The sequence below is a fragment of the Escherichia sp. GZ89 genome, assembly GCF_019366485.1.
In the GTDB taxonomy this organism is placed as follows: domain Bacteria; phylum Pseudomonadota; class Gammaproteobacteria; order Enterobacterales; family Enterobacteriaceae; genus Escherichia; species Escherichia fergusonii.
In genome coordinates this window covers 222,871-248,911 of record NZ_JAEOHX010000002.1, presented here as the reverse complement: position 1 = coordinate 248,911, position 26,041 = coordinate 222,871, and the positions used below count along the sequence as shown (strand labels likewise).

The following is a 26,041-nucleotide window of genomic DNA, read 5'->3' as shown; positions in this document are numbered from 1 at the left end:
GCTGCCAATATCACCAATTAATGTAGCACTGTTACCGCGTCGGCCAGGCGACTGGCGCGGTGTTTCACCATCGCCGAGACTTGCGCGCTCTCCTCCACCAGTTCGGCGTTCTTATGGGTGATCCGGTTTAGCTCATCCACGGCACGTGTCAGGCTGGTCAGCCCATCGGCCTGTTCCAGAGTTGAATGGCTAATCTGGGCAATTAATCGGGTGACGTTTTGTACCTGTGCCACAATATCGTCCATAGTGCGCCCGGCAGCATGAACCTGCTGTGAGCCAGAATGCACTTTATCGGCACTGGCATCTATCAACTTTCGAATATCATTGGCGGCACTGGCACTGCGGCTGGCCAGGTGGCGAACTTCTCCGGCAACCACCGCAAACCCTTTCCCTTGTTCACCTGCGCGTGCTGCTTCTACCGCTGCATTCAGCGCAAGAATATTGGTCTGAAAAGCAATATCGTTAATCAGTGAGGTGATAGTGCCAATACGCTGAGTGCTGTCTGCAATATCATCCATCGTTTTGATCACCGTCTCCATAGCTTCCCCGCCCTGTTGCGCGGCGTTACTGGCAGTAATAGAGAGCTTGTCAGCCGCAGAAGCAGTGGCTGAGTTCTGTTTTACCGATGCCGTCATCTGCTTCATCGTCGCCACCGTTCGCTGGACATTATCCACGGTTTGCTGGGTATGCTCATTCAGTTCATCGCTACCTTTTACCAGCGTTTCACTACCGTGGTGCACACTGGATACCTGACTGGAAACATCATTGATGAGCCAGCGACACATCAGGCCAAGCTGCCCTATTGCCCGTAGTGTCAGTCCCAACTCATCACTACGTTGCAAATGCTCAACACTATTTTGCTCACCGGTAGCTACCTTTAGCGCCTGCCTGGCGACATTTTCCATCGGGCGAACGAGTTGCCATTCAAAACATAGAGTTCCAAGAAACATTACCAGAGCACAAGCCAGATAAGCGCTAACTGGCACAACGGAAAAGTGCAGCATTGCACAAAGGGCAATAAACAGTAGCGCCATCATGCTTCGCGTCCGCCAGCGTAACGGCATCGAAGGCAGTTTTCCCAGCCAGCCCTTACGCACCACAAGACCTTTGTGGATTCGTTTATTGCTGCGCCCGGCATTCAATGCCTGATACAACGGCTCCACTGCGGCAATCTCTTCATCCGTTGCCCGGGTGCGAATCGACATGTAACCGCTGATTTTGCCATTACGCACCATCGGCACTGCGTTAGCGCGTACCCAGTAGTGATCGCCATTTTTGCGCCGATTTTTAACAATGCCGCTCCACGGTTCACCTTGTTGCAGGGTGTACCACATATCTGCAAACGCCGCTTTTGGCATATCCGGGTGTCGCACCATATTATGCGGTTGGGCCAGCAGCTCATTGAGCGAATAGCCGCTCACCTGAACAAATGTGTCGTTGGCGTGGGTGATATAGCTTTGCAGATCAGTGGTGGACATCAGGGTAGTATCGTCAGCCAGCGGGGTATTTTGCTGGGTAACATACAAAGGTGAAGACATAATCGCGTCCTGTGCAGGTTTTTATGGTTGTTAACTTTTCGTCATATGTTATTTCGGCGCTAATAAATTTATCTTTAGTTGTTAAATTTGATAGAGATCGCAGTTTCTTCCTTTATCTGTGCCCCAGAAAGAATCATCCCTTGAATTCTCATGGTGCAATGCCGCCTTTTCAGTCTTATTCCCCCGAACATCCTGGCGATTTAAAAACACCCAATTGTTAACATTTGGCATTAAATGTTGCAACAAAGTATCTTTTTAAGCTGTTTATCCCGATTTTCACGATCACAACCGGAGTGGCGCAATCCCTGCAATACTTAAATCGGTATCATGTGATACGCGAGCCACCGGAGCATATTTTGAACAGGTTACCTTCGAGCGCATCGGCTTTAGCGTGCAGCGCCCACGCCCTTAATCTCATAGAGAAACAAACACTTGATCATGAGGAGATGAAAGCACTAAACCGGGAGGTGATTGAATACTTTAAAGAACATGTCAATCCGGGGTTTTTAGAGTATCGCAAATCTGTTACCGCTGGCGGGGATTACGGAGCCGTAGAGTGGCAAGCGGGAGGTTTAAATACGCTTGTCGACACCCAGGGACAGGAGTTTATCGACTGCCTGGGAGGTTTTGGAATTTTCAACGTGGGGCACCGTAATCCAGTTGTGGTTTCCGCCGTACAGAATCAACTTGCGAAACAACCGCTGCACAGCCAGGAACTGCTTGATCCATTACGGGCGATGCTGGCAAAAACACTTGCTGCACTGACGCCCGGTAAACTGAAATACAGCTTCTTTTGTAATAGCGGCACCGAGTCCGTGGAAGCGGCACTGAAACTGGCGAAAGCGTACCAGTCACCGCGCGGTAAGTTTACCTTTATAGCCACCAGCGGCGCGTTCCATGGTAAATCGCTGGGCGCACTGTCGGCCACGGCAAAATCGACCTTCCGCAAGCCGTTTATGCCGTTGCTGCCGGGCTTCCGTCATGTACCGTTTGGTCATATCGAGGCCATGCGTACTGCTCTTAGCGAGTGCAAAAAAACCGGTGACGATGTTGCCGCAGTGATCCTCGAGCCGATTCAGGGCGAAGGTGGCGTCATTCTGCCGCCGCCAGGTTATCTCACCGCCGTGCGTAAGCTGTGTGATGAGTTTGGCGCCCTGATGATCCTCGATGAAGTGCAAACCGGTATGGGGCGCACGGGCAAAATGTTCGCCTGCGAGCATGAGAACGTGCAGCCGGATATCCTCTGCCTTGCCAAAGCGCTCGGCGGCGGCGTAATGCCAATTGGCGCAACCATCGCCACCGAAGAGGTGTTCTCGGTGCTGTTCGATAACCCGTTCCTGCACACCACAACCTTTGGCGGCAACCCGCTGGCCTGTGCGGCGGCGCTCGCGACCATCAATGTGTTGCTGGAGCAGAACTTACCGGCTCAGGCTGAACAGAAAGGCGACATGCTGCTGGACGGTTTCCGTCAACTGGCGCGGGAATATCCCGATCTGGTACAGGAAGCGCGTGGCAAAGGGATGTTGATGGCGATTGAATTTGTCGATAACGAAATCGGCTACAACTTTGCCAGCGAGATGTTCCGCCAGCGAGTACTGGTTGCCGGAACACTCAACAACGCTAAAACGATCCGTATTGAACCACCACTGACACTGACCATTGAACAGTGTGAACTGGTCATCAAAGCGGCACGAAAAGCGCTGGCCGCCATGCGGGTAAGTGTCGAAGAAGCATAATTCAACCCATTATCGGGCCAGAACTTATCACCCGGCCCGATAATTCTCCCCCAGCCCTAACGCTTCGTCTCCTCGCAAAACTGCATTTTAGTCACGACTGCCCTCGCTTATTGTTAATGATATGTTATTTTTAAGTTTCACTACATAACTGAATAAGGTGAAATATGAATCAGGTGCAGCCTGGTGCAGAGCTTTTTTCTTTGAAGAATGCGCTGTTTGGCATGTTGGTATTAACGCTGGGAATGGGAATTGGGCGCTTTTTATATACGCCACTGCTTCCCGTGATGCTGGCAGAAAATCTGTTCACATTCCCGCAGCTCTCATGGATTGCCAGTATCAACTACGCGGGTTATCTGGTGGGTAGCCTGTTATTCTCCTTCAGCCTGTTTCACCTCCCCTCACGTCTACGTTCTGGACTGGTGCTTTCAGCTTTCGCTAGCGGATTATTGATCCTTGCCATGGCCTGCTTCACACAATTTATCTTAGTGGCACTGGTGCGGTTTTTTGCGGGTGTGGCAAGCGCCGGTATGCTGATATTTGGCTCAACATTAATTATGCAACATACACGCCATCCGTTTGTTATTGCATCACTTTTTTCTGGTGTAGGTATAGGGATCGCTCTGGGTAACGAGTACGTTATCGCCGGTTTGCATCTGGCGATTTCTGCCAGCGATTTATGGACAGGAGCAAGCATCATGGCTGCGGTGATGGTGATAGCGCTGATGGTATTAATTCCCCGTCAGCATCAAGCGCTTGCCCCTATACCACTGGTAAAAAAAGAGCACCAACTGATGCATTGGCTGTTGCTGGCACTGCTTTACGGTCTGGCGGGATTTGGCTATATCATCGTTGCCACTTATCTCCCTTTAATGGCGAAAGATGCCGGTTCTCCATTGCTTACCGCACATTTGTGGACTCTGGTTGGCGTATCCGTGGTGCCGGGATGCTTTGGCTGGTTGTGGGCTGCCAGGCGCTGGGGCGTTCTGCCCTGCCTGAGCGCAAACCTGTTGGTACAAGGGATCTGTGTGTTGCTAACACTTGCCAGCGGTTCTCCCATCTTATTGATTTTAAGCAGTATTGGCTTTGGTGGCACGTTTATGGGCACCACATCGCTGGTCATGACTCTGGCTCATCAGTTGAGTGTGCCAGGCAAGATTAACCTGTTAGGTTTTGTGACATTAACTTACGGCGTCGGGCAGATTATTGGCCCTGCATTAACATCAATGTTTGGTAATGGCACACAAGCCATTGTCGATGCCACACTTTGTGGAGCAGCGGCACTGTTCCTTGCCGCTATTATTAGCGTGCGGCAACTTTTTCGCCAGCGGCGAGTTGTATTTACTCATTGAATTTTAGAGAGAATTAAGGGTTTATCAGGATCGCCCGCAATAAAGCAAACTATCACTTTTTGCCCCGCAGTCAGGGGAAGGTTGCAGTTGTTAGCCAGTGTCGCCATTGTATTTTCTGCGGGGCAACCATCCCATATAAACGCCAATGTTACGCCCTCTCCACCAACTGCCAGGACCGTGGCTATTTGTGGCGGGATTGCTGGTTGAAACGGCAAATCTGTCGATTCGTGAGAAGTAGCACTGGTGACGGCAGTAAAATGATTGTAGTAGTGCTGACCATCAAAGATATGGGTAACACGGGTCAGCAACCACTCACGGTTTAATGATCCGTTATCATGGTGAGTTAAGGTAAAACGAGATCCTGAGCGGAATAACGCACAGCGACTTTTACCGCTTAATTTTTTAATCGGGTTGCTGATAACAGAAAAACTTTTTTTAACGCTATAGATAATATTTAATTCATGCTGACAGGAAGTGGAATAGCTAAGCTTAAAGCTACCCACAACAGATGTTAACGCATTATAATCTTGTACCAGCAGTAAAATATGCCGTCCGGGTTGATAACGGAAAAACCAGCAAACTTTTTCTTCTGCCATCAGGCGGCAAATAAATTGATAATCGCTTTCCTGATACTGCAAGCAAAACGGTCGTTTTTTCGCCTTACAACAAAACAAAAAGGTATAATCTGAAATACCATTTTCTGCAAATATCTTATATATAATCTCCTGATAGGTAAGATTCTGAAATACACGATTATGGGACTGGTGTGTCAGCATCCACAACCAGGGTCGCACGACAAGATGGTATTGATTAAAAGCAGTTTGCTGAAGTTCAGTCACCAAACCACCATAAGATATTTGATTGCATGACAAAGTTAAATTTGTACCAGCAACGTCCTCTTCATGAAAACTGCTCGAGGTATTCACCGTAACGGTTGCATAAGGCAATGTATTTATAGCGGATTTGACGATTACATGTCTCACATCCGCAGAAAATACCGATGATATCAGGGTTACGGTATCGGTGCTGGCCATAGCCTTCTCTCGTTGAGTATCTTATTGTATTACGTCTAACTGTTGCCTGCTTTATTATTTAAAACACAACATACAACAAATAACAATCGAATCTGAAGACATAGAATATTATTTTGATACGCATCAATCTGCTAAATACTAAGTATTTAGTATGAAATTATTTCACAGTTAATGTATCAGAACGTTATTAAATAATAATTTAGAGCCTATAAAAAAACCTTCACTATATTCAGCAAAGGCTTCATATGGTCTGAAATTTATCAGGCGTCAACTTTATCCAGTGGCCAGGAATCAAACAGGTAGCCATCAAAGTAGATATCATCAACATTAGAAAACTCCAGCAGCCGCTGTTTAACGTTTTCCAGATGCTGCCACATCGCCAGTTTTGCTGCTCGGGCATCTTTCTTGATTAATGCTGCGAGGATCTGTTTGTGATCTTTCAGCCACTCCTTACGATACAGACTATCATCAAGATGACTATGCACCTGAATCCACATTGGATTATTTTCGCGCCACTGCCAGGACTGGCGGAACAATTCAACCAACATGCTATTGTGCGTCGCTTCTGCAATAGCGAGATGAAATTGCATATCGCCGCTTTCACTACTTCCCGGTCCACTGGAAGCCAGTTCACGCTCTTCCAGTTGCAACGCCTGGCGCATTTTAACAATATCTTCACGGGTGGCCTGTAAAGCGGCAAACTCGGCGATATTACTCTCCAGCAACTGGCGTGCCTGTAGTAATTCAAACGGACCGGCATCATTACAAACATTGACATCTGGCGTATCGATTACCTGTTCACTGTCGCTATCGAGGACGTAGATCCCGGCACCCCGACGGACTTCCACCAGGCCTTTAATTTCCAGCATGATCAGCGCTTCACGCACAACGGTACGGGTGACATCAAGCATTTCAGCGATCTCCCGCTCAGGTGGCAAGCGATCGCCGGGCTTATAAGGCGTTTTGATGATGAGATCGCGGATCATCGCCCCTACTTCCTGGTAAGGTCTTTGCGCAGAAGTGCCTGATTTCATGATGTTGTGTCCGTTAGGTGCGATTAATCGAATTATTGCCGAAAGCAGTATTTACGCCTGATCCAGCCAACAAAGAGTTCATACTCAATAAATTATGACTGGCCTTTAGGCCCATATTATGTTGACTACCAATGTCAAACTATATCATTTGCATCGGGAATTGGCACGGAACGTGCGCCCCAAAATGAGAAACTGGTCAACCAAATCTTCATTTGATCGACCAGTGAGGGTGAAGGGTTTAATCTCAGGCGTTTAACGCCGCTACGCATTCACGCGCACCGCGCTCACACAGCTGCTGATATGCCGCCGTCACCGCGCCAACAAAGTCGGCGTTCTGCGGCAGATCATCGGCAAAAATACCGCTCAGGCCCAGCAGCGCTTTCACGCGGTCTGCGCCCTGATACTGCGCATTGATCTTCTGGAACTCCGCCAGCATCGGGTCAACCACGTCAATAGCATTACCCTGCTCATCCACACCCTGGGTGTAGCGCATCCAGCCAGCCACACCCAGCGCCAGGTGGCACCAGCTACCGCCGTTTTGCAGGTGCAGACGCACCGGGTCCAGCAGACGCTGCGGTAACTTCTGGCTGCCGTCCATCGCAATCTGCCAGGTACGGTGACGCAGAGACGGGTTGCTGAAACGCTCGATCAGCAGCGTCGCATAGGCGTTCAGGTCCGTACCTTCCGGCATCGACAGCGTTGGCGCTTGTTCCTGCATCATCAGGGCAAAGGCCGCTTTGCGATAATCCGGGTTAGTCATGGTGTCGGCAATGGTTTCATAGCCGCCGAGGTAACCGAGGTACGCCAGGAAAGAGTGGCTGCCGTTCAGCATACGCAGCTTCATCATTTCGAACGGCACAACGTCTGCAACGAACTGTGCGCCCACTTTATCCCAGTCCGGGCGACCATTAACGAAGTTATCTTCAATCACCCACTGACGGAACGGTTCGCAGGCAATGGCACACGGGTCATAAACACCCAGCTGGTCAGCAATTTCCTGTAAGGTTTCTGGCGTCGCAGCCGGAACGATGCGGTCAACCATGGTGCACGGGAAGGTGACATTCTCTTCAATCCATGCAGCCAGCTGCGGATCACGCGCCTGAGCCAGCCCCAGAACGGCAACCTTCGCCACATGGCCGTTTTCACGCACGTTGTCGCAGGACATCACCGTAAACGCTTTCAGCCCTTTTTCACGACGCAGACGCAGAGCTTCAACGATGTAACCAATCGCGGACTTCGGCGCAGTCGGGTTTTCCAGATCGTGCTTGATCAGCGGGTTATTGAGATCCAGCTGACCGCTCGCCGCATCGGCGCAATAACCTTTCTCTGTGACCGTCAGGGAGACAATCGCCGTCTGCGGACGCGCCATCGCGTTGAGAATACCTTCACAACCGTCGATTTCCGGGTGCAGCGCTTCTTTCATCGAGCCAATAATTTTCAGCTCGGTGCTTTCTGCGCCTTTTTCCGCTACGGTGTACAGCAGTTGCTGTTTTTTCAGGTTTTCGATCAGCACACGGTCGTTGCCTGGCATCAGGTTAACTTCGCAGATCCCCCAGTCGCTATCCGTGCTTTCCAGCAGGTGATGGGTGTACAGCGCCTGGTGCGCGCGGTGAAACGCCCCGCAACCGAGATGCACAATGCGTGATTCCAGACGAGAATGATCCCATGACGGGCGGGCAACCGGCAGATTGCTGTCAACAATAGTAGTCATCGTAAACTCCAGAATCCGTCTTCAGAGAGTGACGGCAAGGAAGAAGGAACCGGCACGGCGCGCAGCCATGCCGGTGGATATTAACGGCTAAAGAAAGCGCGCTGGATCGCCATTTCGACACCGCGAACTTCGGCCAGGCCTTTCAGACGACCAATCGCGGAGTAACCTGGGTTGGTTTTCTTCTTCAGGTCGTCCAGCATCTGGTGACCGTGATCCGGACGCATTGGGATCAGGTCTTCTTTGCCTTCCGCTTTACGACGGTGTTCTTCTTCAACAATCGCTTTCACCACTTCGTACATATCAACGTCACCGTTCAGATGCGCCGCTTCGTGGAAGGTTTTCGGGTTATCTTCACGCATGGTGGAACGCAGATGGGTGAAGTAAATGCGCGGACCGAACTGCTTGATCATATCAACCAGATCGTTGTCAGCACGCACACCGTAAGAACCGGTGCACATGGTGAAACCGTTCGCCATGCTGTTTACGGTATCAACCATCCATTGCATATCTTCAATGGTGGAAACAATGCGCGGCAGGCCGAGGATCGGGCGCGGCGGATCGTCCGGGTGAACAGCCATACGCACGCCAACTTCTTCGGCAACCGGAATAATGGCTTTCAGGAAGACCGCAAAGTTTTCGCGCAGTTTGGCTTTGTCGATATCTTTGTACAGCTCCAGGTGCTTACGGAACTGGTCGAGGGTGTACCCTTCTTCCGCGCCCGGCAGACCGGCAATGATGTTACGGGTCAGACGCGCTTTGTCTTCGTCGCTCATAGTGGCGAAGCGTTCAGCGGCCTGAGCAATTTCTTCTTCGGTGTAATCCGCTTCCGCGCCTGGACGCTTCAGGATGTGCAGTTCGAATGCAGCAAATTCGATCTGGTCGAAGCGCAGAGCTTTGGAGCCGTCTGGCAGCACGTATTCGAGGTCAGTACGGGTCCAGTCGAGCACCGGCATGAAGTTGTAGCACACGGTGCGAATGCCGCACTGCGCCAGGTTGCGCAGAGTCTGCTGATAGTTAGCGATCCACTGCTCATAGTTGCCAGTATGAGTTTTGATATCTTCGTGAATTGGCACACTTTCCACAACAGACCACACCAGGCCTGCGTCTTCAACGATCGCCTTGCGTTTGAGGATCTCTTCTACTGACCACACTTCCCCGTTCGGGATATGGTGCAAAGCGGTAACCACGCCAGTCGCGCCCGCCTGACGTACATCAGCTAAAGTGACCGGATCATTTGGGCCGTACCAGCGCCAGGTCTGTTCCATGATTTTTCCTCTTCACGTGGTGGGGTGTCAGTAGATCCCCAGATTGATTAGATAGCCGGGTCTTTCGACGTACTTATAGCGTCGTGCCGGACGAGATGACGTATAAGTTCCACTTTTTGGTCAGACATGTCAACCTTGAAGTCAAAATTGGTTAACCAAATCACAATTACAGGCAATGCAGGCTATCTGACGGGCATTGATGTTGGTATTAATGATGTAAAATGAGGCTTAGATCACATTATTGGTTGACCAATTATGGCAGTTTCCCAGGATACAAACCCTGTGTCTTTTTATTCATGACAACACGTCAATATATCCTGTCTAATAATTAGCAGGGTATAAAACCAGACGTTAATATATTCCCTCTCCTCGATCATCAATCTGTATATAAAAATACAATTAGACCAAAAAATACCACTATCGGCTATTTCGCTCATTAAACTGAGAAATTAACCGAAAAAATCCTATTATTTGCATATCATTTGTTGACGTTGAAAAGGACAGTAACATGAACAAAACAAAAGGTGCGCTTATCATCAGCCTGTCATTATTGCTGGCTGCCTGTAGTTCTATTCCACAGAATATCAAAGGTAATAACCAACCCGATATCCAGAAAAGTTTCGTTGCTGTCCACAACCAGCCAAATTTATATGTAGGTCAACAGGCTCGCTTTGGCGGTAAAGTTATAAATGTGATCAACTCCAAAAATGACACATTACTGGAAATTGCCGTTTTACCTTTAGACCGTTATGCCAAACCTGAACTCGATGCCAACTATCAGGGGCGTATTCTGGCTAAACAGAATGGTTTCCTTGACCCGGTAAACTACCGCAATCATTACGTTACCGTGCTGGGCACTATTCAAGGTGAACAACAGGGCTTTATCAACAAAGTTCCTTACGATTTCGTTAATCTGAATATTCAAGGGATTCAGATTTGGCGCATGGTTGAAACCGTGAATACCACTTACAACTTATGGGATTACGGCTATGGTGCCTTCTGGCCTGAACCAGGTTGGGGTGCGCCTTATTACGGCGATAACGTGAGTTCTGTTACTCCGGAATTAATTAAATAACAGATTATACTCTAAATAATTCGAGTTGCAGGAAGGCGACAAGCGAGTGAATCCCCAGGAGCTTACATAAGTAAGTGACTGGGGTGAGCGAACGCAGACGCAGCACATGCAACTTGAAGTATGACGAGTATAGAAACTCGTTCGCTGTTTCATGTCAGATGCAGCATGAAGGTCTTATTTGGCCTGCCAGGATCTGCAAATTCAATATGATATTGCAGATACCCTTCGGGCCTGATAAGCGTGGCGCATCAGGCAATCACATGTTTGTCATTAGACTCAACGGATACCTCATCAGGTATCCGTTTTTAGATAAAAATGCCAAAGAGGATCTAAGCACAATTTAAAAAATTAACCGCAAATGAGAAAGAATGAACTGCAACAGGAGTCGGTCATGTTTTTGGTTATCACAAAGGACACTGTTTTATTTACTGCTATTACATTTTTGCTCAATAAGAGCCAGGTTGTTCACGTTCAGGATGAAGATGACATTGACTTAGTGTTGCATCAACATTGCCATATAATCATTGATACTTTAATGAACAACGTATTTCACTCGGCCATGGCGGAAAAAATCAAACAGCTAAGACCGGAACAGGTCATTGTTTTTTCCCCTTTTATTATCAAAAGATGCCTGGGCGATATTCCCGTGACGTTCGTTTTACGCAACATTTCGCTGATAGATTTTATGGTACTGGTCAATCGCGGTCTGTGCCCTGCCCCGGAAGCTGACATCATGCTTTCCCGTAAGCAACATCAGGTGTTGAGTTATATTGCACAGCAGATGCAAACAGAAGATATTCTGCAGAAAATGCAGATTTCACTCAAAACATTCTACTGTCATAAACATAGCGTGATGATGATCCTGAATTTAAGAAGAATTACGGAGCTGATAAAGTACCCGCACGTGAGCTATCTTATTTAAAAAAAAGGGGGGTGGCCTATGCCACGCCCAAATCATTAACTTCAACTGTCGTAATAAGCTGCAAGGGAACACTATCAACTGATCGAAACACTTTGCACGCCAGGAATATTTTTCAGTTCTTGCATAATATCATCAATGGAAGTTCGTGCTGTAAGAGTAATATCAACCGTCATGATGTCATTAGTTGCAGTTTCCTGGAGCGATACAATACGTGATTTTATATGATGATTTTTGAACCATGCTATTATGCTGGCTGTTTCAATATCTGCTAATGTTAATTGTAAGTGCCAGGTTTTATTCATAAAGCGGGACGTGATTTGATGCAAAACTTCCAGCACCAGTAGCGTCATTATCGAGCCATACACCCCCAACTCATACATTCCACTACCAATCACCATACCGATAGATGCTGTTACCCAGATATCGGCAGCGGTTGTTAAACCGGAGATATTTTGGTTACGGACAATAATATTACCAGCACCAATAAAACCTACACCGGTAACCACCTGAGCAGCTATACGACTGGGATCAAGCCCGACATGATCCAGAGCTAATACATCGGCAAAGCCATATTTAGAGACAATCATAAATAAGGCGCTGCCCATGCCAATTAATACATGAGTTCTTAACCCGGCCCCTTTTCCTCTTATTTGTCGTTCAACACCTATAATGCCACTGACCAGGCCCGCAAGACAAATGCGGAGAATAAATTCATCGGTCATTTTATGACTCAATCTGAGTATTTAACCAAGGGTTTGGGTAAGTTGTATAAAATATAAAGTTGTAGCCCAAAAAAGAAACTGCCCGCGCTGATGACAGGCAGTGACTTTTCTGGTGGCTTACCTTAGTTTGGTAAGACGTTGGCATTCTTCTCTTTAAAGGTATACAGATTTTTTTCCGGATTTTTTTTGCAGTACTCAATGACTTGTGGGATTTGGGTGAGATCAGTTTCATTTAATGTCACTGTATCGCCACCTTTATACACAGTTTCTTCGTGTAACATCCACCAGGCAACCGGAGTCATGGCTTTTGGATTCAGGTTGATAAATTCCTGGCAGCTCATATCTTTTGGCATTTCACTGGCCGCCAGCGCAGATTGCGCATTAGCCAGGGAAAGAGCAGCAACTGCACCAAGGAAAACCAGCGTTTTACGCAGAGACAGACTTTTCATATCGTTACCTATCCGTTCAAGAATGACGTCCAGGCAAGAGGGTATCCATAATATGCATGGATGCTCCTCCTGTCGAAATACCATTATTAATTCCGGCTAAATCAGAGATCTTTCTTAATTTTTGCCCATTCACCTTGTGCTTTTTCTTTAAAGCTGGCTTTTTTGTCCTGAGTACATGCCTGAACGATAGCAGGTGTTACAGTTTCGATACCCTGAACATCCATTACAGCATCTTCAGGCTTATCTTTTTTGTTCAGCGCTTCAGCAAAACCAACAGCAGTTGGTTGGAAAGTAGCATCCAGAGCCAGGAAGTCTTCACATGTCCAGCTATTAACCGGTTTTTGGTTATCAGCTGCTTTTTGGGTTTCTGCGGCATTGCTGATTACCGGCATCAGGAGTAGACCACCAAGAAGAATGCTAATTGCTTTTTTCATCGTAATATCCTCATTAAAAAGTAGAAGAGCCATCTGTAACCAATTCGACATTACGAGTTATAACCTGGAATCTGCAGACTGTCATGTTGATGGCAATACCAACAAAATATAAAAATCCTTATTTTTCAAAGCAATAATAATATACTAAGTAATTTGTTTAGGAATTTTTTATAAAACAAGGGGCATTCTCAACCTGCATTTTGGCATAGATTTATAACAGTTATTATTTAAAAAATATGGCGCGGAGGCTTTATGTTAAACGTTGATAAAAAAACGATAATAAATTTTGATTCAAATATGCTCAACAAGCACAAAACAACGATCAGGCTGATATCGATATTAATGTTCATTGCCGGTGTTTTATGTCTCAGTTTCCCCTTTGTCTCAGGTGATATAATAAGCATTATTGTTGGAATTCTGTTAATTTGTGCCGGTCTTGCCTTAATGGTTGGACTTTTCACTCATCGACAGCATAATTTCTGGCCGGTAGTTGGCGGTTTTCTGGTCGCGATTGCCTATCTGCTTATTGGTTACTTTTTCCTGCGAGCACCAGAAGTCGGTATCTTCGCAATTGCCGCCTTCCTGGCCGGATTGTTCTGCGTCGGGGGGATTATTCGTTTGATGGGCTGGTATCGCTTTCGTCATGTTAAAGGCAGCTGGCTACAACTCATCATTGGTATTCTGGATATTCTGATCGCCTGGTTATTCCTTGGGGCAACACCACTGATGTCTGTGACGATGGTTTCCACCCTGGTCGGCATTGAACTGGTGATTAGTGCGGTTAGTTTGTTCAGTTTCTCCCAGTTATTTGCCAAATCATAATCGCTTTATAAAAATAGAAAAATTCATATCATTTTTTCATTTTTAAGCTCATGGTCACGCTATGTGACTATGAGCTTACTGAAACATTATGCTTCGTCATATAATACCCGCGCCTACTGCCTAACATAATGATGTTATTATCTTTCTACGCCAACAATTACCAATATAGCCAAAGCAAACATTATCCTGGCTGATATTGTCCAACTTTAAGTCTAAGGTTTTACACTACGTAGTATGCATCTCGAGGCTATTTATTCAGTCGAGATTAAGAAGAGTTTGCAAGGAATGGCAGCGTTATAGTATGACCATTGCGAGATATCACCTCGCTTAAGCAACATTTAATTAAAATAATGAACAAATATTATGAAAAAAAGCTGGCAATCCTGTTTGCCAGCCAAAAATAAAAAAGGAGACTCGATAATTACTCGGATTACACTTTCAGTGTAGTGAAATGCAATGATAACGACAAATAATCAAATGATAACTTATTCCTGAGTAAGAGTCCGCAACTGAGTTTTTAATTTTCCTCTTTAATAACATCAGCCTTAATGTTTACAAACTGTTTACAACCAGGAATTTTACTTAGGATGATTATATGGAGTGTGGAATGGAGAATCCGTCGATCTTGATTAGTGTTAATGGTGTGGTTTTTTAATCCACCGCCATGATGTCATCAATGCTTGCTATAGAGAACAATGTTTAAAATCAGGATGTTATAAATCTTAATGGACCACATGTTCGCAGTCAAAATAGCTAAGGAGTAAGTTATGATTTTTCTCATGACGAAAGATTCTTTTCTGTTACACGGATTAATGAATTTAAAAGATGATCGTAAAGTGATAAAAATCAATAATCTTTATGATATCAATAATATATCTGACATGCCATTCAAAGTCGTTATTGATACCTATCATAACCACATCCTTGACGAAGAATCGATGGAGTTTCTCGCCAGTCTCAATGCGGAAAGAATCATCATCTTAGCGCCCTACCATATCAGCAAACTAAAAAGTAACGCCCCGATTTACTTTATCAACCGCAACGAAAGTCTTAAGAATCTTACTGAAATTATTTATGGCAAACCATTACACCATAAAAACGACCAACTTTGCTTTTCTCACAATCAGTTTAAGATTATGCAACTGATTCTCAAAAACAAAAACGAAAGCAATATTACTTCAGCGCTCAACATCTCTCAACAGACGCTAAAGATTCAGAAATTCAATATTATGTACAAGTTAAAGCTTAGAAGAATGAGCGATATTGTTACGCTGGGTATTTCATCCTATTTTTAGCCACATAATTATCAGAATTAGCCACTAAGGAAATAGTGACAAAACTGATTAACGGGCATAAATGGGAGGGAACCGAAAATATTTAAAGATGTTTCAGGCTGGAGCAGCCAGCATTATTTATGTCGCCGGGTGGATGTTTATCTCTGGTTAATCATCCACCTGTCCAAACAGTAACGGTCATGCCCCTGTTCTGCAAACTAAGTTCAAATAATCAGACTATTAAGCAAGCTATCCGTTATTCAAGGAACATGATGAACAAAAAGATAAAACTGCTGATACCGTTGTTGGTCTGCACCACGATGCTCACCGCTTGCGATAACAAGCCCGCTGAAAATACTTCTGCAGCCCTTCCAAAGGTGGGCGTTGTCACTATAACTCCTGGCACTGTCAGCGTTACGAGTGAACTTCCTGGCAGAACTGTCCCCTTTGAAATTGCCGAGATACGACCACAGGTCGGCGGCATTATCGTAAAACGTAATTTTATTGAAGGTGACAAAGTTAAGCAGGGGGATTCACTCTATCAGATAGACCCGGCGCCTTTAAAAGCTGCCCTCGACTCAGCCAAAGGTAACCTGGCCAAGGCGCAGTCGGCCGCCAGTAACGCGCGGTTAACCTTTAACCGTCAGTCCTCCCTTCTGCACTCAAATTATGTCAGCCGTCAGGATTACGACAATGCGCGTAGCCAGCTTAATGAAGCCGAAGCCAATGTTACCGTGGCAAAAGCGGATGTCGAGCAAGCGGCAATCAACCTCAAATACGCCAATGTGACGTCACCTATTACCGGGATAAGCGGGAAATCGTCAGTCACCGTCGGGGCACTGGTGACGGCAAATCAGAGCGAAGCCCTGGTGACAGTGCAGCGGCTTGATCCGATTTATGTCGATCTAACTCAATCTGTACAAGAATTTCTGCGCCTGAAAGAGGAAATCGCCAGCGGGCAAATACAGCAGGTAAAAGGACAAACACCAGTGGCGCTAAATCTGGAAAATGGCAAACGCTATGCCCAGACCGGCACCCTGAAGTTTTCTGATCCTACTGTCGATGAGACCACTGGCTCCGTAACGTTGCGGGCAATCTTCCCTAACCCGAATGGCGATCTGTTACCCGGTATGTACGTCACTGCCCTGCTCGATGAAGGCAGTCGCCAGAATGTACTAATGGTGCCGCAAGAAGGGGTAACGCATAACGCTCAGGGGAAAGCGACAGCATTAATTCTCGATAAAGACGATGTTGTCCAGCAGCGCGAGATTAACGCGGTAAAAGCTATCGGCAATCAGTGGTTGGTCACGGCAGGATTACAACCTGGGGATCGGGTGATCGTCTCTGGGCTACAACGGATCCGTCCAGGTATAAAAGCCCAGGCAATATCCTCCGACGAGAACACGGCCAGCAACCCGGCTAAACAGTAACGTTGCAGGCATTAAGGGGATTTTCATGGCTAACTATTTTATTGAGCGCCCGGTGTTTGCATGGGTACTTGCGATTATTTTGATGCTTGCAGGCGGGATCGCCATTATGAACTTGCCGGTGGCGCAATATCCGCAGATTGCGCCGCCGACGATCACTGTCAGCGCAACCTATCCGGGGGCCGATGCGCAAACTGTTGAAGACTCAGTGACACAGGTCATTGAGCAGAATATGACCGGCCTTGATGGCTTGATGTATATGTCTTCCACCAGTGATGCGGCGGGTAACGCCCAAATTACCCTGACCTTTGAGACCGGAACTTCGGCGGATATCGCCCAGGTGCAGGTACAGAACAAGCTGCAATTAGCAATGCCTTCTTTGCCACAGGAAGTGCAGCAGCAGGGTATCAGTGTGGATAAATCCAGCAGCAATATTTTGATGGTTGCGGCGTTTATCTCCGATGATGGCAGCCTGAATCAATACGATATTGCTGACTATGTCGCGTCTAATATTAAAGACCCCCTCAGTCGTACCGCCGGGGTGGGTAGTGTGCAACTGTTCGGTTCGCAATATGCCATGCGTATCTGGTTGGATCCGCAGAAACTCAATAAATACAACCTGGAACCGCAGGACGTTATTTCGCAAATCAAGATCCAAAATAACCAGATTTCCGGCGGTCAGTTAGGGGGAATGCCTCAGGCAGCTGACCAGCAACTGAATGCTTCCATCATTGTGCAAACGCGTCTGCAAAGCCCGGAGGAGTTCGGCAAAATTCTGCTTAAAGTCCAGCAGGATGGTTCACAGGTGCTGCTGCGCGACGTGGCAAGGGTAGAATTGGGGGCAGAAGATTACTCCACCGTCGCCCGCTACAACGGCAAACCAGCAGCCGGGATCGCGATTAAACTGGCAACCGGGGCCAACGCTCTGGACACGTCCAAAGCAGTGAAAAGTGAATTAGATCGCCTGTCCGCCTGGTTTCCAGCCAGTCTGAAAACAGTTTATCCCTACGACACCACACCGTTTATCCAGATCTCCATTCAGGAAGTATTCAAAACGTTGATCGAGGCAATTATCCTCGTCTTCCTCGTAATGTATCTGTTCCTGCAAAATTTCCGGGCAACGTTGATCCCTACCATCGCCGTGCCTGTCGTTATTCTCGGCACCTTCGCTATCTTGTCGGCGGTCGGATTTACCATCAACACACTCACCATGTTCGGGATGGTGCTGGCGATAGGGTTACTGGTGGACGACGCCATTGTGGTCGTAGAAAACGTCGAGCGTGTGATTTCAGAAGAGGGATTGGCCCCAAAAGAGGCAGCGCATAAATCGATGGGGCAAATTCAGCGGGCCCTGGTGGGGATCGCGGTGGTGCTCTCCGCAGTATTTATGCCGATGGCCTTCATGAGTGGCGCAACCGGGGAGATCTACCGCCAGTTTTCCATAACGCTTATCTCCTCCATGCTGCTGTCTGTCTTCGTCGCAATGAGCCTGACTCCTGCACTTTGTGCCACATTGCTTAAACCGACCAAAGAGGTGACCACGGGCAACAGCTTATTTGCCCGCTTCAACCGTCTGTTTGAGGCTTCCACGAATCATTATACCGACAGTACCCGACGCCTGTTGGGCACCACAGGACGCTATATGGTGGTATATCTGTTGATTGTTGCGGGTATGGCGGTGCTGTTCTTACGTACACCGACGTCATTCCTGCCGGAAGAGGACCAGGGGGTGCTGATGACCACCGCCCAACTACCTTCCGGTTCAACCATGGTCAACACCAGTAAAGTGCTGGATGAAATCACCGATTACTATCTCACCAAAGAAAAAAATAATGTTGAATCGGTGTTCACCGTAGGCGGCTTTGGTTTCAGTGGTCAGGGGCAAAACAACGGCCTGGCGTTTATCAGCCTCAAGCCGTGGTCTGAGCGTGTCGGCGAAGAAAACTCAGTTACCGGGATCATTCAGCGGGCGATGGTTGCCTTAAGTGCCATAAATAAAGCGGTGGTTTTCCCCTTCAACCTGCCCGCCGTGGCGGAGTTGGGTACAGCTTCCGGTTTCGATATGGAGCTACTCGACAACGGTAACCTGGGGCATGAAAAACTGACGCAGGCACGAAATGAACTGCTGGCAATGGCAGCACAAGCCCCGGATCAGGTCACAGGTGTACGACCCAATGGTCTGGAAGATACGCCGATGTTCCGTGTTAATGTCAATGCGGCAAAAGCGGAAGCGATGGGTGTGTCGCTCTCGGATATCAACCAGACGATTTCCACCGCCTTTGGTAGTAGCTATGTAAACGACTTTCTGAATCAGGGGCGCGTGAAAAAAGTGTATGTGCAGGCAGGCACACCGTTCCGTATGCTGCCGGACAACATTAACCAGTGGTATGTCAGGAACGCCTCCGGGACAATGGCACCGCTTTCAGCCTACTCCTCTACTGAGTGGACTTACGGTTCTCCCCGTCTTGAACGTTACAATGGTTTGCCATCAATGGAGATTCTGGGGGAAGCCGCTGCCGGGAAAAGTACCGGTGAAGCGATGGATTTTATGGCCTCGCTGGTCGCAAAACTACCCGCTGGCGTGGGTTATTCCTGGACCGGACTTTCCTATCAGGAAAAATTATCCACCAACCAGGCCCCGATGCTGTATGCCATCTCGCTAATCGTGGTGTTCCTGGCGCTGGCTGCCTTATATGAAAGTTGGTCAATTCCGTTCTCAGTGATGTTAGTCGTTCCGCTAGGGGTGATTGGTGCATTACTGGCAACCGACTTGCGCGGCTTAAGTAACGACGTTTACTTCCAGGTGGGGCTACTGACCACTATCGGGCTGGCTGCGAAAAACGCCATTCTGATAGTTGAATTTGCCGTAGAAATGATGCAGAAAGAAGGAAAATCTCCCGTTGAGGCAATTATCGAAGCGGCGCGGATGCGTTTGCGCCCGATTCTGATGACCTCGCTGGCGTTTATCCTCGGCGTTCTGCCGCTGGTTATCAGCCACGGTGCAGGTTCCGGCGCGCAAAACGCGGTCGGTACTGGGGTAATGGGCGGGATGTTCGCCGCAACCGTGCTGGCTATCTACTTCGTTCCGGTGTTCTTTATCGTCGTGGAACATCTATTCTCACGCTTTAAAAAACGGACGTAATTTATAACGAGTAGCGTTACTGCAAGGCCGGGAAACCGGCCTTAATTTTTGTTAACGACCAGGCAAGAAGCTAAAAGCCCCAGGCAAATCAGGCAACAATGGAAGAAAAAACCGCTCCAGCCATGAAGAATAAGATTGAGCAATACCATACAAACTGAGATCGCAGTGATGCCGAGGAGTACTAATTTGATTATTCCCACTATCACGGCACTGAAATACGCTGGCTTAACACAAGGATACGAACGACACCGCCGAACGATGGCTATACTGATGAGGAGTCACGCCATAATACTGGCGGAAAGTATTGATAAAATAGGATGTACTGCTATAGCCGCATTTCTCAGCAATTACCGTTAATGGCATTTGATTAAGCTCAAGGAGAGTTTTTGCTCTTGCCATTCGGGATGCCAGTAAGATTTTACTGAAAGAGGTGTTTTCGTCCTGCAACTTTTTTTTGATTAAGCTCTCACTGGTGTAGAGCTTTTCTGCCACATCACGCAGATACCAGCGTCTGGAAGTATCGACGCTAATTATTCGCTCCACTTTCCCCGATAAGGTGTTGATACTGTTAAATAGCAGAGGCACCAACTCATCATGCATCGAAAACAGTGATAAACAGGAGAAGTAGAGCATATTACTCAGCGTCGGTGTCAACGTTTCTGCAGCGTCAAAACTGTCAAAGATTGCCCTTACCAGCGGTAACGGTGGCTGGTGATTGATGAGTAGACGATGTCTGGTATGTTTGCCGCTATATTGCGCAGGGTGGCGAATATGTTGTAGATAATTGCTCACAATGCATTCATCTATTTCCAGTGAACGCACCCAGGAACAATTATGTGGGATTCTAAATGCCAGTTTCTCATCCATCAGAATGAGACTGTCTTTTATTATGTTAAGATGTTTTTTTTCATAGTATATGTCCAAGGAACGACAAACCAGAACGACAGAACAGACATGCGCCATTTTAAACCCTTTTAATTCATTCCCGTGACTAATGCATATTGAGTATACTTACAAAATGACAGTATACATGTAGAGTAATTTAAAAACTGCCATATTTAGTAGGAAGACATTCATGCAGGAGGACTATTATATATAGCAGGCCATCTAAAATAAGTAAATGCATCCATCCATTTTCTTAATCATTTCAGAAGCTAATCCCGATATAAAACAAGCTGATATTTTGTCTACTTAACGATATATTTCTAGACATGAAATCTTAATTGAGCTTTCCGTGTCTACAGGGAGTGTTGCAACGGTTTCATTAGTCTGTAGACGGCAGACTTTCCTCTTCCCGGTCCCCTATGCCGGGTTTTTTTTGCCTGAAAAATGCCAACGTAGTCACTATAGTTAGTCCTCGTGAATATATTCTTTAACAGTTATCAAGCTCATCATAACGGATCGTAATTAATAACTAATACTGTCACGCACGCATCACTTTTAGCTACAGATATAGCATCTTTAGCCATATCACAGGCTTTATCTGGACGTACTTGCAGTTCTGAACTTTAGTTGTACTTACGTATTCCATCTGGGGAGAGTGTCAACGTTAATATAAAAATAGCCTTTATGTTTTGTTGTATATTGCTCTGGTACATGTGTTAAGTTAAAGACAATAAGTTTATACGCACATGGAAATGTCACTATCTTTATACATTGCTGCTATTTTAAAGATTATGAAAAACAATACATACCCCGGCGTAATTATCTGTAGCATCAACGAAACAATACTTACCTTTAATGATGGTAACAAAATCACCATCGCTCCCGGAAATCTAATATTTGTTGATCCAAGGCAACTAACCATCACTCACTATGGCGAACTTGAAAATGTTGCACTAATTACCCAAAAAACAATTTCGTTATTGGTTTCCGCATTAAATTCAGATTCCTTAATACATAGCTATAAAGCTCATAATTCACCTTTTATTATTCGAAAATGTCCTGATATCGCTATATTTAAATATGCGGCAAATCTGTCACACAAAAGTGACCTCTCCTGCGCTGAAAAACTGCGTAAGCGTTCGTTAATGCTGGCCCTGATGTCGCTGTTTCTCGATGATCAGAACTTTATTCCGTTATTAATGCGCATATTGCATCCAGATATTACAACTCGCGTTTGTGCTGTCATCAACAGCAATATTGCCAATGACTGGTCACTAACATTAATAGCAAGTGAATTATTAATGAGCCCAAGCTTATTAAAGAAAAAATTGCAGGCCGAGCAGACGACTTACTCGCAGTTACTCACTGAATGCAGAATGCAGCAGGCGTTAAAGCTATTACGATGCGACGATTACGCTGTCAAAAAGACAGCAATATTATGCGGTTATAAAAGTGTATCTTACTTTATTGCCGTATTTCGTAAGCACTTTGGGATAACGCCAACCGAATATCAGGATAAACGGCAACACCACCATGACCTGAACGCAACAAAAAGAGTGATGACCTTGCCTGGGAACAGGGCAATAAATGATACCCTGCGCTCCAGATGGTGTTAGTGAAAAGCGTCAGGGATTAAGGAGATATTAAGATGTCTGCATCACTTATCCGCATTATCTGTGTGATGACGTTATTAGCAGCATTTCCCACTCGTGCAGAGCAAAACGATGGCCTGCAACTACAGAGTGTGGTTATCGTCAGCCGTCACGGAGTGAGGGCCCCCACTAAACTCACCCCACTAATGCAAAATGTTACCCCTGATACCTGGCCGCAATGGTCTGTTCCGCTGGGTTGGTTAACACCGCGTGGGGGCGAACTCATTTCGTTGCTGGGAGATTATCAACGCCAACGGTTAATTTCCGAAGGCCTGATAAACGCAGCACAGTGCCCGTCTGCAAAGCAGGTTGCCGTGATTGCCGACACTGACGAGCGTACACGTAAAACAGGCGAAGCCTTTATCTCTGCGCTGGCACCACATTGCGCGCTCCCCGTTCATGTTCAGCAAAATCTCCGGCAGACTGATCCTCTTTTTAACCCACTGAAAACCGGACATTGCCAACTGGATAAACCCACGGTGCGCGCAGCCATACTTAAGCAAGCGGGAGGTAGTATTGAAGCATTAAATAAACAGTATCAGCCTGTTTTTACAACGCTTGCTGATGTACTTAATTTCCGGGAATCTCCCCTTTGCCAACAAGAGAAACGCTGCACATTACCAGAAGCGCTGCCCTCTGAACTGGAAGTCAGCAAACGGAATGTCTCATTTAGCGGCGCGTGGGGATTGGCCTCAACCGTTAGCGAGATCTTTCTTTTACAGCAAGCTCAGGGAATGGCAGATCCAGGATGGGGGCGGATTAAGAATTCAGAGCAGTGGCAACAGTTGCTGAGTTTGCATAATGCCCAGTTTGATCTGTTGCAACGTACCCCGGAAGTCGCCAGCAGTCGTGCCACTCCGCTGTTGGATCTGATTATCGCCACACTGACACCGGGTCATGCGGGTAAGCAGATGGCAGGGATTTCACTTCCCACATCACTGCTGTTTATTGCCGGTCATGATACGAATCTTGCCAATCTCGGTGGAGCGCTTGGGATGAGCTGGACATTACCCGGCCAACCCGATAATACTCCGCCTGGTGGTGAACTGGTGTTTGAACGCTGGCACCGGGCAACCGATAACACCGACTGGATTCAGGTTTCGTTGGTGTATCAAACGTTACAACAGATGCGTAATGTGACGCGGTTATCCATGACCACGCCTCCCGGAAAAGTGCCATTAACGGTGAATGGCTGCCAGGAAACCAACAGCCAGGGGATGTGTTCCCTGAAAAGTTTTACGGCGGTGATTAACACCATCAGAAATCCGGCGTGTGCGCTGTGAAAATTATCTTTAAAAAGATGAAGTGAGGCTGATGGTAAACGATGCGCTACGCTTATCAGCCTCATACAACCACTACTACATATTGAATTTAAAATAGTTAGCAGACAAAAAAGCGCAGTTTGTCAGCATTCTGAGTTCGCCGTTCAGACAGAACGGCGAATTTTATCCAGATCCTTGAGTAACTCCAGCAGCAATTCCGCTTTTTTCTGTCCATAACGCGCGAAAATATCACCATGCACCACCTGCGCTTTTGCCACCGCTTTGCCAGTGATATCGCGACCGGTTTCGGTCAACAATACGGTATAAGCCCGCAAATCAGTCTCAGATTTCCGTTTTTCAATCCAGCCACGCTCGCTCAAAAACGAGACGATTCGCGCCATGCTCACTTTGTGTATGCAACATAACTTACATAACTCAGCAAACGGCAGCTCTTCATATTCGTACGCGATACGCATTACTCGCCACTGTTGCTCGGTGACATCTAACTCCTGCAACAAAGGGGCAAAGTTAGATACCACCGCCTCCCTGCCACGCAAACAGGCCAGTGCTAAAGAGTGTTCGGCAAACTTGAAATCAAGATTGTACTTCTCAGAGGTCATGCTTATCGTTCCGTCATGGTTATACGCACTCTTTATACTATCAGATTGCTGCATATCACCGCCGGGCTAAGAATCGTTTTTAACTCACTCGTCACATCTGCCAGCCGCTCTTTATTGGCTAACGCAGTACCAATAAACTTTCTGCCAGACATAAATGCTCTGGCGTCATTAAGCGCATCGACAGCCACTAACGTCTCGCCGCAGAAGTACCAAAAACTGGCTTTGGTTGCAGGGCAATCCACACGCGAAATTACGCTGTCATAGTCCAGGGCCAGGCCGGCAATTTGTATTTTCAGTCGGCCTTGATCAGACCAGAACCAGGGCGATGGATGATAAGCCCGCAAATTACCGAGAATATGTTGTGCCACGACTTCTGCCTGCTCCAGAGCATTTTGCACTGACTCCAGACGAATGTTTTTCCCACCCCAGTTGAAACAACAGCAATCACCAATGGCATACACTCGCGAATCGGAGGTCTGGCAATAATCGTTCACGGCTATCGCCCCGCCATTCAGTGTCAGATTAGCTTGTCGGGCCAAATCAGTTTCCGGGATAACGCCAATCCCCACTACCATCACATCAATATCCAGCGTTTTGCCACTTTTAAGATGCAGCTGGTGGACACGGTTGTGCTGAACAGTGAATGTATCGATTTCTTGCTGAGTGAGGATTTCAGTCTGCATAGCCTGATGAAAACGCGTCACAAATTGCGCAGTTTGCTGGCAAGCCACCCGCTGTAAAATTCGCGTTTCGCGTTCCAGCACCGTAACTTGCATTCCGTACTCCCGCGCCACTGCTGCCAGCTCAAGACCAATATAACCGCCACCGACAATACAGAGGTGACGTTGCGGATGCATATAGGGTCTCAGATTATGGCAATCTGCCAGCTGACGAAAAGTGAAGACATTTTCTTGCTGCATAATTTCTGCGTTCGGCAGTCCACGTGGAGTTGCACCTGTAGCAAAAACCAGGCGATCCCAGAAAAATGTTTGTCCGTTCCGGGTCTTCACATACTGCTCTGCAAGATCAATATGCTGTACGGGATTATTTAGCTGAATATGAATATTGTTCTCAGCGTAGGCTGCGGCATCACGTATAAAGAGATCTTCCTGGGCAACAGCGCCACTAAGATATTTTTTTGATAAGGGCGGGCGCTGGTACGGATAAACCGACTCATTACCGAATATTGTTATCTCGCCCGTAAAATCCAGTTCACGCAGCTTAAAGGCTAACGTTGCCGCTGCCTGCCCTGCACCGATGATCACGATGTTCATTGTTGCTCCTCGTAAGTAGCCAGCTATCATCAAACTCGCCGAAGGTCACTTTTACCCGCACTTCATCGATATAACCGATTTCCAAAAAACAAGAACCGGAAAGCGTTCCTTGCCCGGCCAACTCTTCAAGTGTTGCTGAATATTCAGCCGCTATGTGCTTTTCCAGTTTCCAGTGTAATGGCTGCGTGGAATAATCAGGCTTCGTTATACCCACTCCGTCACCGATCGCTACCTTCTCAATAATTAATGGCGAAGAACAATATTCGACAAAAGATTGTTCATTTATCGCAAGTGATATTTCGTCTTTAGCAAAAGTGGTTAATAACGCCGACAATAACGTCAGATCTTCGCGCTCACAGACAATCAGTAAAAGTGGATGAAAATCGCTGGGTAAATAGTGACAGCGCATCATAG

General features: G+C 47.0%; 22 protein-coding genes. 10 read left to right on the top strand and 12 right to left on the bottom strand.

Features of this window, described 5'->3' with window-relative positions; all coding sequences use genetic code 11:
* Positions 1 to 17: 17 nt before the first annotated feature.
* The gene (locus K0335_RS05500) at positions 18 to 1,538 is read right to left on the bottom strand and encodes a PAS domain-containing methyl-accepting chemotaxis protein (protein WP_104920255.1); all 1,521 of its coding nucleotides are present in this window, start codon (positions 1,536 to 1,538) and stop codon (positions 18 to 20) included.
* Between the two features lie 356 nt (positions 1,539 to 1,894).
* On the opposite strand from K0335_RS05500, the gene ygjG reads away from it, so the two are divergent.
* On the top strand, positions 1,895 to 3,274 hold the full coding sequence (ygjG, locus tag K0335_RS05495) for a putrescine aminotransferase (RefSeq protein WP_032242745.1): 1,380 nt from the start codon (positions 1,895 to 1,897) through the stop codon (positions 3,272 to 3,274).
* Positions 3,275 to 3,438: 164 nt separating this feature from the next.
* Positions 3,439 to 4,623, top strand: a complete 1,185-nt coding sequence (locus tag K0335_RS05490) for an MFS transporter (RefSeq protein ID WP_219393760.1) — start codon at positions 3,439 to 3,441, stop codon at positions 4,621 to 4,623.
* Here K0335_RS05490 and K0335_RS05485 read toward each other — a convergent pair.
* The 4 genes from K0335_RS05485 to uxuA form a co-directional block, all read right to left on the bottom strand.
* Positions 4,617 to 5,657 carry a contractile injection system protein, VgrG/Pvc8 family gene (locus K0335_RS05485; RefSeq protein WP_024256625.1) on the bottom strand — a complete coding sequence of 347 codons (1,041 nt, stop codon included), beginning with the start codon at positions 5,655 to 5,657 and terminating at the stop codon, positions 4,617 to 4,619. The two genes, K0335_RS05490 and K0335_RS05485, sit on opposite strands and share 7 nt — an antisense overlap.
* A 260-nt stretch (positions 5,658 to 5,917) precedes the next feature.
* Positions 5,918 to 6,691 (bottom strand): Uxu operon transcriptional regulator, encoded by a 774-nt coding sequence (uxuR, locus tag K0335_RS05480; RefSeq protein WP_000835133.1) that lies wholly within the window; start codon positions 6,689 to 6,691, stop codon positions 5,918 to 5,920.
* Between the two features lie 244 nt (positions 6,692 to 6,935).
* Positions 6,936 to 8,402 (bottom strand): fructuronate reductase, encoded by a 1,467-nt coding sequence (locus K0335_RS05475; RefSeq protein ID WP_000208188.1) that lies wholly within the window; start codon positions 8,400 to 8,402, stop codon positions 6,936 to 6,938.
* Positions 8,403 to 8,482: 80 nt separating this feature from the next.
* Positions 8,483 to 9,667 (bottom strand): mannonate dehydratase, encoded by a 1,185-nt coding sequence (gene uxuA / locus K0335_RS05470; RefSeq protein ID WP_000438604.1) that lies wholly within the window; start codon positions 9,665 to 9,667, stop codon positions 8,483 to 8,485.
* 508 nt (positions 9,668 to 10,175) lie between these two features.
* On the opposite strand from uxuA, the gene K0335_RS05465 reads away from it, so the two are divergent.
* Positions 10,176 to 10,742 carry a Slp family lipoprotein gene (locus K0335_RS05465; protein ID WP_001044203.1) on the top strand — a complete coding sequence of 189 codons (567 nt, stop codon included), beginning with the start codon at positions 10,176 to 10,178 and terminating at the stop codon, positions 10,740 to 10,742.
* Between the two features lie 391 nt (positions 10,743 to 11,133).
* Positions 11,134 to 11,664, top strand: coding sequence for a helix-turn-helix domain-containing protein (locus K0335_RS05460; protein ID WP_000480293.1), 531 nt, complete (start codon positions 11,134 to 11,136; stop codon positions 11,662 to 11,664).
* Positions 11,665 to 11,738: 74 nt separating this feature from the next.
* Here K0335_RS05460 and K0335_RS05455 read toward each other — a convergent pair whose 3' ends face one another.
* The 3 genes from K0335_RS05455 to hdeA all read right to left on the bottom strand — a co-directional run bounded on the left by K0335_RS05455 (position 11,739) and on the right by hdeA (position 13,269).
* Positions 11,739 to 12,386 (bottom strand): MgtC/SapB family protein, encoded by a 648-nt coding sequence (locus K0335_RS05455; protein ID WP_000128963.1) that lies wholly within the window; start codon positions 12,384 to 12,386, stop codon positions 11,739 to 11,741.
* Between the two features lie 122 nt (positions 12,387 to 12,508).
* Positions 12,509 to 12,835 (bottom strand): acid-activated periplasmic chaperone HdeB, encoded by a 327-nt coding sequence (gene hdeB, locus K0335_RS05450; RefSeq protein WP_002431347.1) that lies wholly within the window; start codon positions 12,833 to 12,835, stop codon positions 12,509 to 12,511.
* Between the two features lie 101 nt (positions 12,836 to 12,936).
* Positions 12,937 to 13,269 carry an acid-activated periplasmic chaperone HdeA gene (hdeA, locus tag K0335_RS05445; protein WP_000709330.1) on the bottom strand — a complete coding sequence of 111 codons (333 nt, stop codon included), beginning with the start codon at positions 13,267 to 13,269 and terminating at the stop codon, positions 12,937 to 12,939.
* A gap of 252 nt (positions 13,270 to 13,521) precedes the next feature.
* Between hdeA and K0335_RS05440 the strand changes: the two genes are divergently transcribed.
* The 4 genes from K0335_RS05440 (at position 13,522) to K0335_RS05425 (ending at position 19,934) form a co-directional block, all read left to right on the top strand.
* Positions 13,522 to 14,091, top strand: a complete 570-nt coding sequence (locus K0335_RS05440) for an HdeD family acid-resistance protein (protein ID WP_000935660.1) — start codon at positions 13,522 to 13,524, stop codon at positions 14,089 to 14,091.
* 767 nt (positions 14,092 to 14,858) lie between these two features.
* Positions 14,859 to 15,386 (top strand): acid resistance transcriptional activator GadE, encoded by a 528-nt coding sequence (gene gadE / locus K0335_RS05435; RefSeq protein WP_000576681.1) that lies wholly within the window; start codon positions 14,859 to 14,861, stop codon positions 15,384 to 15,386.
* A 251-nt stretch (positions 15,387 to 15,637) separates the two neighbouring features.
* On the top strand, positions 15,638 to 16,795 hold the full coding sequence (gene mdtE, locus K0335_RS05430; RefSeq protein WP_001034993.1) for a multidrug transporter subunit MdtE: 1,158 nt from the start codon (positions 15,638 to 15,640) through the stop codon (positions 16,793 to 16,795).
* 25 nt (positions 16,796 to 16,820) lie between these two features.
* Complete coding sequence (locus K0335_RS05425; RefSeq protein WP_000024917.1) at positions 16,821 to 19,934, top strand: efflux RND transporter permease subunit; 3,114 nt, start codon at positions 16,821 to 16,823, stop codon at positions 19,932 to 19,934.
* Between the two features lie 225 nt (positions 19,935 to 20,159).
* Here K0335_RS05425 and K0335_RS05420 read toward each other — a convergent pair whose 3' ends face one another.
* On the bottom strand, positions 20,160 to 20,897 hold the full coding sequence (locus tag K0335_RS05420; RefSeq protein WP_000951554.1) for a helix-turn-helix domain-containing protein: 738 nt from the start codon (positions 20,895 to 20,897) through the stop codon (positions 20,160 to 20,162).
* A 668-nt stretch (positions 20,898 to 21,565) separates the two neighbouring features.
* Here K0335_RS05420 and K0335_RS05415 point away from each other — a divergent pair.
* Both K0335_RS05415 and K0335_RS05410 read left to right on the top strand, forming a co-directional pair.
* On the top strand, positions 21,566 to 22,435 hold the full coding sequence (locus tag K0335_RS05415) for a helix-turn-helix domain-containing protein (protein WP_002431345.1): 870 nt from the start codon (positions 21,566 to 21,568) through the stop codon (positions 22,433 to 22,435).
* Positions 22,436 to 22,467: 32 nt separating this feature from the next.
* A complete protein-coding gene (locus K0335_RS05410) occupies positions 22,468 to 23,754 on the top strand; it encodes an AppA family phytase/histidine-type acid phosphatase (protein ID WP_104920252.1) in 1,287 nt (428 codons plus the stop codon).
* A 143-nt stretch (positions 23,755 to 23,897) separates the two neighbouring features.
* Here K0335_RS05410 and K0335_RS05405 read toward each other — a convergent pair whose 3' ends face one another.
* The 3 genes from K0335_RS05405 to K0335_RS05395 are packed head-to-tail and all read right to left on the bottom strand — an operon-like array spanning position 23,898 to position 26,039.
* On the bottom strand, positions 23,898 to 24,353 hold the full coding sequence (locus tag K0335_RS05405; RefSeq protein ID WP_000200049.1) for a MarR family transcriptional regulator: 456 nt from the start codon (positions 24,351 to 24,353) through the stop codon (positions 23,898 to 23,900).
* A gap of 32 nt (positions 24,354 to 24,385) precedes the next feature.
* Positions 24,386 to 25,627 carry an NAD(P)/FAD-dependent oxidoreductase gene (locus K0335_RS05400; RefSeq protein ID WP_001028252.1) on the bottom strand — a complete coding sequence of 414 codons (1,242 nt, stop codon included), beginning with the start codon at positions 25,625 to 25,627 and terminating at the stop codon, positions 24,386 to 24,388.
* Positions 25,575 to 26,039 carry a hypothetical protein gene (locus K0335_RS05395; RefSeq protein WP_000984199.1) on the bottom strand — a complete coding sequence of 155 codons (465 nt, stop codon included), beginning with the start codon at positions 26,037 to 26,039 and terminating at the stop codon, positions 25,575 to 25,577. The genes K0335_RS05400 and K0335_RS05395 overlap by 53 nt, the downstream gene beginning before the upstream one ends.
* Between the last annotated feature and the right edge of the window lie 2 nt (positions 26,040 to 26,041).

Coding starts and splice junctions, on each gene's coding strand:
- hdeB (WP_002431347.1), bottom strand. CDS start 12,835: ATGAAAAGTCTGTCTCTGCGTAAAACGCTGGTTTTCCTTGGTGCAGTT.
- K0335_RS05440 (WP_000935660.1), top strand. CDS start 13,522: ATGTTAAACGTTGATAAAAAAACGATAATAAATTTTGATTCAAATATG.
- gadE (WP_000576681.1), top strand. CDS start 14,859: ATGATTTTTCTCATGACGAAAGATTCTTTTCTGTTACACGGATTAATG.
- K0335_RS05475 (WP_000208188.1), bottom strand. CDS start 8,402: ATGACTACTATTGTTGACAGCAATCTGCCGGTTGCCCGCCCGTCATGG.
- K0335_RS05465 (WP_001044203.1), top strand. CDS start 10,176: ATGAACAAAACAAAAGGTGCGCTTATCATCAGCCTGTCATTATTGCTG.
- hdeA (WP_000709330.1), bottom strand. CDS start 13,269: ATGAAAAAAGCAATTAGCATTCTTCTTGGTGGTCTACTCCTGATGCCG.
- K0335_RS05425 (WP_000024917.1), top strand. CDS start 16,821: ATGGCTAACTATTTTATTGAGCGCCCGGTGTTTGCATGGGTACTTGCG.
- K0335_RS05400 (WP_001028252.1), bottom strand. CDS start 25,627: ATGAACATCGTGATCATCGGTGCAGGGCAGGCAGCGGCAACGTTAGCC.
- mdtE (WP_001034993.1), top strand. CDS start 15,638: ATGAACAAAAAGATAAAACTGCTGATACCGTTGTTGGTCTGCACCACG.
- uxuA (WP_000438604.1), bottom strand. CDS start 9,667: ATGGAACAGACCTGGCGCTGGTACGGCCCAAATGATCCGGTCACTTTA.
- K0335_RS05415 (WP_002431345.1), top strand. CDS start 21,566: ATGGAAATGTCACTATCTTTATACATTGCTGCTATTTTAAAGATTATG.
- K0335_RS05455 (WP_000128963.1), bottom strand. CDS start 12,386: ATGACCGATGAATTTATTCTCCGCATTTGTCTTGCGGGCCTGGTCAGT.
- K0335_RS05485 (WP_024256625.1), bottom strand. CDS start 5,657: ATGGCCAGCACCGATACCGTAACCCTGATATCATCGGTATTTTCTGCG.
- K0335_RS05410 (WP_104920252.1), top strand. CDS start 22,468: ATGTCTGCATCACTTATCCGCATTATCTGTGTGATGACGTTATTAGCA.
- K0335_RS05500 (WP_104920255.1), bottom strand. CDS start 1,538: ATGTCTTCACCTTTGTATGTTACCCAGCAAAATACCCCGCTGGCTGAC.
- uxuR (WP_000835133.1), bottom strand. CDS start 6,691: ATGAAATCAGGCACTTCTGCGCAAAGACCTTACCAGGAAGTAGGGGCG.
- K0335_RS05405 (WP_000200049.1), bottom strand. CDS start 24,353: ATGACCTCTGAGAAGTACAATCTTGATTTCAAGTTTGCCGAACACTCT.
- K0335_RS05420 (WP_000951554.1), bottom strand. CDS start 20,897: ATGGCGCATGTCTGTTCTGTCGTTCTGGTTTGTCGTTCCTTGGACATA.
- K0335_RS05460 (WP_000480293.1), top strand. CDS start 11,134: ATGTTTTTGGTTATCACAAAGGACACTGTTTTATTTACTGCTATTACA.
- K0335_RS05395 (WP_000984199.1), bottom strand. CDS start 26,039: ATGATGCGCTGTCACTATTTACCCAGCGATTTTCATCCACTTTTACTG.
- K0335_RS05490 (WP_219393760.1), top strand. CDS start 3,439: ATGAATCAGGTGCAGCCTGGTGCAGAGCTTTTTTCTTTGAAGAATGCG.